General features: G+C 69.2%; 5 protein-coding genes. 1 reads left to right on the top strand and 4 read right to left on the bottom strand.

What is annotated here, in order from left to right; translation table 11 throughout:
- Window positions 1-3 precede the first annotated feature (3 nt).
- From KOF26_RS14160 to KOF26_RS14175, 4 genes are read right to left on the bottom strand one after another with little or no spacing between them, the layout of a single operon-like run.
- Window positions 4-693 carry a hypothetical protein gene (locus KOF26_RS14160; protein WP_216326272.1) on the bottom strand — a complete coding sequence of 230 codons (690 nt, stop codon included), beginning with the start codon at window positions 691-693 and terminating at the stop codon, window positions 4-6.
- Window positions 690-1,454: a hypothetical protein gene (locus KOF26_RS14165; RefSeq protein WP_216326275.1), complete on the bottom strand. Its 765-nt coding sequence runs from the start codon at window positions 1,452-1,454 to the stop codon at window positions 690-692. Before KOF26_RS14165 ends, KOF26_RS14160 begins: the two co-directional genes overlap by 4 nt.
- Window positions 1,455-1,464: 10 nt before the next feature.
- On the bottom strand, window positions 1,465-1,983 hold the full coding sequence (locus tag KOF26_RS14170) for a phage tail protein (protein ID WP_216326278.1): 519 nt from the start codon (window positions 1,981-1,983) through the stop codon (window positions 1,465-1,467).
- A 13-nt stretch (window positions 1,984-1,996) separates the two neighbouring features.
- Complete coding sequence (locus KOF26_RS14175; RefSeq protein WP_216326281.1) at window positions 1,997-4,018, bottom strand: phage tail sheath C-terminal domain-containing protein; 2,022 nt, start codon at window positions 4,016-4,018, stop codon at window positions 1,997-1,999.
- Window positions 4,019-4,442: 424 nt separating this feature from the next.
- Here KOF26_RS14175 and KOF26_RS14180 point away from each other — a divergent pair, with 424 nt between their 5' ends.
- A complete protein-coding gene (locus tag KOF26_RS14180) occupies window positions 4,443-6,146 on the top strand; it encodes a thiamine pyrophosphate-binding protein (RefSeq protein ID WP_216326284.1) in 1,704 nt (567 codons plus the stop codon).
- Window positions 6,147-6,617: the final 471 nt, after the last annotated feature.

The following is a 6,617-nucleotide window of genomic DNA, read 5'->3' on the forward strand; positions in this document are numbered from 1 at the left end:
GCCTCACCTGGGCTCGCCGCGGCGGATGCCGGCATAGTCGGCGAACCCGCTCGACCCGCGCCGCGCCGGCCGGGCCGGGGGCGGGGCCGCGGGCTGGACGAACTGGATGTCGAGCCGCCCGATCGAGAGCGACGGCGGCAGCGGATCGCTGTGGGTCTGCACGGCATCCGGCTGCCGCGGCGGCGGTGCAGAACGGGGGGCGGCCGGGTCGGCAAAGAGGCGCTCGATCATGTGCTCGAGCGGTTCGGGCCGGGCAGGCGCCTCGCCCGGCCGGGCAGGCTCGGCAGCGGGCGGGCGCGGCGCGGGCGCGACATCCGGTGCCGGAGCCGTCACGCCCTCCCCGATCACACGCGCGGGCGCCGGCACATCGGGCAGGTCGGGCGCGGCCGTCGCTTCATCCGAACGCGCCGCCGGCAATGGCGGCGCGGCATGCGCCGATGCTCCATCGGACGCACCGCGCGGGGCGACAGGCGGGGAGGGGGGCGGCGGGCGCTGCAGCTCGTCTGTGGCGCGTGGCGGAGCCGGCGCCGGGTGAGCGGAATGCGCGACGCTGGTGGCGGTCTCGATCTCGAAGCGGCCTTCGGACGCGGCGCTCTCGAACCGCGAGCGCGGGCGCATCTGCAACGGCGCGAGGCCGGTCGACGACGCGGGGGCTGCGGCGCGCCGGGCGAGGCGATGAAAGAGGCCGCTCATGCCGGTTCCCCGGCGGCAACGAGATCGAGATAGCGGCGGCGGCGTGCGGCCGGCAGTGCGAGGATCGCGTCCTCGCTCCAATGATAGGCGCGGGCGAGCCGATCGACCTGCTCGAACAGCCGGTCAGCGGTGGCCGCGCCGGAAAGAAGCAGCGACAGGCCGTCGAGGAGGGTGCGGACCGGGGCGCCGCAGCTGGGGCACTCGGCATCGGCCGTCCACTCGATCGCCGGATCGCGCGCCAGCATCGCCGCGCCGATCGCCTCCGCCGGATCGGCGTCGAGGAGCATGCAGCGCTTCAGCAGTGCGTCGGCCGCCTCGTCGGGGTCGAGCTGTGCCTGCGCGGCGATCGCCTCCTGATCGATGCCGGTCGGCAGGCGGAAGCGGGGGTCGGGCGGCCCGGCCTGCGGCTGCGGCGCCAGCAGCGGCGCCAGAGAGAGCGACAGTTCGGCGAGCGCATCGCAGGCCGGGCAGCGCGCGACCGTCTCCAGCTCGGCGCCGAACGATGCGATCACGCAGGCGAGGAGCAGGCGCTCGCGGTCGCCCAGCGTCAGGCCGCGCACCGTTTCGGCCGATGCCGGCGCCTCGTCGCCGATCCGTTCGGCGACGAGCGCGAGAAGCTGCGTCGTCCGCATCGCCGGCAGGGTCGCGGCGCTGCCGGCAAGGGCGAGTTCATCGGCGCCGGTCAGGCCGCGCACGCGCGCGACGCAGGGCGCCTCCGCCCCGGGCCCGCCATTCAATGTCACGGCGATCGCCTCGCGCACCGCCCGCCACTCAAGCCGACAGCGTCGGCTCGACGGGCTCGGTAACGGCGACGTCGCGATCCCAGCCCTCATTCTCCAGCTTGAGGGTCTGGATGGCGACGGCGTTGGCGTTGGCGTCGAGATCGGGGAGCGCCTGGAATTCGGACACCCAGCAGCGATAGAGCTGGTAGGAGATCACCTTCTGGCCGGCCTCATTGAACAGGTCGATGATGATGTCCTTGCGGAAATCGGCGAGCGAGACCTCGGCGCCGGCACCGCCGCCGAAATTCCACACCTTGTTGGCCCATTGCTCGAACTCGGGATCATGGGTGACGCCGCGTTCCAGCGTCACCGCCTCGAACTTGGTGCGGCCCGGGGACTTGCGGCTGGAGGAGGGATCGCCGCCTTCGCGATGCTCGACGACCTCGGTGGAGCGCTTGAGCGCGCCGACCTTGCTCACCCCGGCGACATATCGTCCGTCCCATTTCACCCGGAACTTGAAGTTCTTGTAAGGGTCGAAGCGGCGGGGGTTGGCGGTGAATTCAGCCATCGCGGGGCACTCCTCAAGCGTCGGTGCTGCTGCTGCGGGCGATCTGCGAAATTTTGAGGATCACGAACTCCGCCGGCTTCAGCGGCGCGAACCCGACCTCGACATTGACGATGCCGAGATCGATATCGGTCTGCGTCGTCGTCTCCCCGTCGCATTTGACGAAGAAGGCGTCCTTGGCGGTGGTGCCCTGAAAGGCGCCCTTGCGGAACAGATCCTGCATGAACGCCCCGACATTGAGCCGGATCTGCGCCCATAATGGCTCATCATTCGGCTCGAACACCACCCATTTGGTTCCGCGGAACAGGCTTTCCTCGATGAACAGGGTGGTGCGGCGAACCGGCACATATTTCCAGTCCGAGGCGAGGATGTCCGCGCCTTCCAGGGTCCGCGCGCCCCAGCAGATGTTGCTGTAGATCGGGAAGGTGCGCAGGCAGTTGATGCCGAGCGGATTGAGCAGCCCGTTCTCCTGATCCGTCATCGTCCGCGCCAGGCTGGCGACGTTGCGCAGCTGCGTCTCGGTGCCGGCGGGCGCCTTCCACACGCCGCGCGCGGTGTCGGTGCGCGCCCAGAGACCGGCCATCGTGCCGCTCGGCGCCAGCGATCTGAGCCGGCCCTGGTTGAGCGGATCGGGCGTGAAGGTGCGCGGATAATAGACCGCGGCATTGGGGTGGCGGAGGCTGTCGTTCGCCGTCATCCACGCCTGCATCTGGTCGATCTGGACGACATCCTCGGGGATATCGACGATGATCATCGCGCGCCGGCCTTCGACGTAGATCTCGGCCTCCTGATAGAGCGACTGCATGTCGTTGGCAGCGAATTTGGGCGCGTCGGGGATGCACAGCACGTTGAACAGGTCGACATCCTCCAGCGCGTAGAGGCCGGTAGCGCCGGCCGCGCTGCCCCGGAACACCGAAACCGGCATCGCCCACGCCCCGGTGGCGTCGACCACCGTCCCGTCCGCACCGCCGGCAAGCTCATATTGGGCGACGCCGGTCGACGCGGCGTTGAACTTGTACGCGCCGAGGTCGGCGCCCGAGAAGACCAGCTTTGCGGTCGAATCATAGGGCTGGGCGCCTGCCCCGGGCAGCACGGCGAACCGCCAATTGGCGCCGGCCCCGTCGTTCAGCGCCTGCACCGTGGCCCCAGTGAGGTAAGGGCGCATCGCCGGCGGCAGCGTCGGATCGGCGCCGGCCTGACGCAGTGCGGTCTGCAGCGCCTGCGCCCAGCCTGCGAAGCTGGCCGGCGCCGTGAGCAGCGGCGACCCAGGATAGTCGAGCGCAATCGCCGCCGAACTGCCGGAAGCGAGCGTGATCGCGACCTTGAGCGCGCTGATCGCGGCGGGAATCGCGGCGGCGAGGCTGGCATTGCTGATCGTCCCGCTCGGCGCCGGGCGGGGCGCGGGCGTGCCCAGCGCCGCCAGCCCGACGCGATCGAGCTGGACGAGGCGCGAGCCCTGGTTGACCACCTCGATCGCATTGTTCGGGGTGTTGGGCTCCATCGTCAGATTGTTGAACGTCTCGGTGGCGACGACGGTCGTCCGGTTGCCGTCGACGCGGACCTGGCTGATCGTGAGATTGAAGGTGGCGCCCGCCGCGGTGCCGTTATGATCGACCTGCACCCGGACAAAATTGCCCCACTCGCCCGGATTGATGGCCGATGCCCCGCGGATGCGGCGGCCGGCGCGGACGTTGAACACCTTGGTCGCAGCCCCGAGCACGGTGAGAGTGGCGTTCGCCTCCGCCCCGGCGACGGACCCCGCCGGCGAGCCGTCATTGACGACCCGCACCACCCAGGCCTGCGAACCACCGTTCATGAAAAATTGCTGGATCGCGTAGGAAGCCTCGCTGTTGCGATCGAGCCCGCCATATTCACGCTCGAAATCGGCCTGGCTGAGGATCTGCACCGCTTCGTTCGCCAGGCCTTTGGCGAACGTGCCGATGAAGGCGGCGGTGGATGTGGCGACCCCGGTGATCGGATGGACGCCGCTGGATATCTCTTCAATGTAGACGCCGGGATAGGTGGGCTGAACGGGCATCGGGACCTCCGCGAGAGACGGAACCAACCCAAGCCTGCACCGCGCGCGCTGCACCCTACCCGCGCTTGTCCCGGCGCAGACGATCGCCGGGAGCCGGCAGTGGCCCCGGGTGCCCGGCTCCTCCCCGGCACGATGATTACACTCTTCCCAAAATAATGTTTTGGCAACTACGATCTTGCGCAGGTTGTCGCACAATTCGTTTCGCCCTTGTCGGCGCCTTCTCTTGGCTATGCCCAGTCGATTGCCGAGCGACAACATCGAAACCTGTTCGCATCAAGGGGATAAGCGCCAGTTTCGTCTGCGACGGCAGATTTTTTTCTGTCCGTGCGCCGACTCGCGGCGGGCAAGGGAGCGAGCCGGTCGGCATCGGCGCACGAACTCTTTGACGGCAGGGGCGTTGGGTCCGTCTCTCACGGAGGCGTTCATGTCCCAGACGGTTGCCGAACTGCTCGTCGACACCCTTGCCGAGATCGGCGTACGCCAGATCTTCGGGATCGTCGGCGACGCCCTCAATCCGTTCACCGATGCGATCCGCCGCGACGGGCGGATCGACTGGATCGGCGTGCGGCACGAGGAAGGCGCGGCGCTGGCGGCGGCGGGGCAGGCGAAGCTGACCGGCCGGCTCGGTGTCTGTTGCGGCACCACCGGGCCTGGCGCCAATCATCTCGTCGCCGGCCTTTACGAGGCGCGCAAGGACCACGCGCCGGTGCTGGCCATCTCCGGTCATGTGCCAAGCGCCAAGCGCGGCACCGACTATCTGCAGGAGGATGATCCCGTCGCCCTGTTCCGCGACGTGGCGGCCTATTCCCAGCTGGTCGGCGCGGCGGAGCAGGCGCCGGCGGTGATCCAGCAGGCCATCGCCACCGCCTATGGCGCGCGCGGGGTCGCCCATCTCTCCGTGCCGCCCGACATCTTCGCAGCGACCGCCCCCGGCCCGGTGCCGAGCATCGCCACCTTGCGCCCGCGTCCGGAGATCGCGCCCGCCGCCGCCGACATCGCCGCCGCCCGCGCGATGATCGCGGAAGCCGGCACGGTCGCGATATTCTGCGGCGAAGGCTGCCGAGGCGCCGCGGAGGAACTGGCCCGCCTCTCGGATCGCTTGCGCGCGCCGCTGATGCACACTTATCGCGGCAAGGACATCATGGCCCATGACGATCCGCGCTGGATCGGCGGCGTCGGCCTGATCGGCGGACAGCCCGGCGTCGATGCGCTGCGCGACGCCGACCTGCTGCTGATGCTGGGGACCGATTATCCCTATTCCGATTTTCTGCCGCAGAAGGGCCGGATCATCCAGATCGATGAGCGCGCCGCCTCGCTCGGCCGGCGGGCGCCCATCGCCCTCGGGGTGATCGGCTCGGTCCGGCCGGCGCTCCGCATGCTGCTCGACGATCTGCCGCAGCGCGCCGACGCCGCCTTCTTCGACAAGGTGTCGCGGGATCGGGCAAAATGGGACGCGATGCTCGACGAAAAGGCCGATCCGGCCCGCAGCGCCGACAAGGTTCACCCGCAGGCGGTGGCGCGGCTGGTGAGCGATCATGCCGATGACGACGCCGTGTTCGTCACCGATACCGGCGAGGTGACGCTCTGGGCCGCCAACTGGACACGGCAGCGCGGGTCGCAGCGTCATTGCGGATCGTTCAACAACGCGGCGGTCGGCACCGGCATGGGCATCGCCAACGGCATCCAGGCGCTCGATCGCGCGCGGCAGGTGATCCTGCATGTCGGCGATGGCGGCTTCACGATGCTGCTCGGAGAGTTCATGACCGCCGTCGAACACCGGCTGCCGGTCAAGATCGTGGTCTATGACAATGCCGGCTGGGGGCTGGTTCACCTCGAAATGGAGGGGGCAGGGCTGCCGGCGGCGAGGGGTGCCGCCTTCCCCAATCCGGATTTCGCCGCCTTCGCGCGTGCCTGCGGGGCGCAGGGCTTCACCGTCCGCCATCCGGCGCAGCTCGATCAGTCGATCCGCGATTTCCTCGCCGCCCCCGGGCCGGCCGTGCTGCACGCCGCCGTCGACCCCGCCGAGATCCCGGTCATGCCGCATATCGGCGCCGGCGAGGTGTGGAAATTCGGGATCGCCAAGATCAAGGAAAAGCTGCTCGCTCTGATGGGCGACGAGACGGCGTAGCGACATCCCGAGTCGCGCGACGGGCCGTCGCGCGATGCGTTGGGGGAGGGGCCGGAAGGCGACGGGCCCGACACCCGCTGCCGACATTCTCGCGGCCGGCCAGAGCGAGCCTTTCGGCGCAGGTCGACGTCATGCCCTTCCTTCATGGGGGGGCGGCTGGGCGACGCCGGCGGCGACGGAAAATCAATCCGGCGGGTAAAAGCGCATCGAGGATGCGGTAATCGCTTGACGCGCTGAAAACTTGGCATATATAGCCCCTCGTCAACGGCGCTTTGCCACGGCGAAGTGCGGTTCACCGCCATCGGCACCCACGAGGGCCCGACCTGGAAGGGGAGGGAACAAGAGGGTGTCGGCTTGGCGGTTGGCTCTTTCTCATTGTTGGATTGATGAAGGGACATGTGGGCGGCGGCCCCGGTTACCCAGGGTCTTTGGGCCTGGGTGGATCGGACAAATCAGGCCGTTCCTATATGT

The sequence above is a fragment of the Sphingomonas quercus genome (genome assembly GCF_018863195.1).
GTDB classification, from domain to species: domain Bacteria; phylum Pseudomonadota; class Alphaproteobacteria; order Sphingomonadales; family Sphingomonadaceae; genus Solisphingomonas; species Solisphingomonas quercus.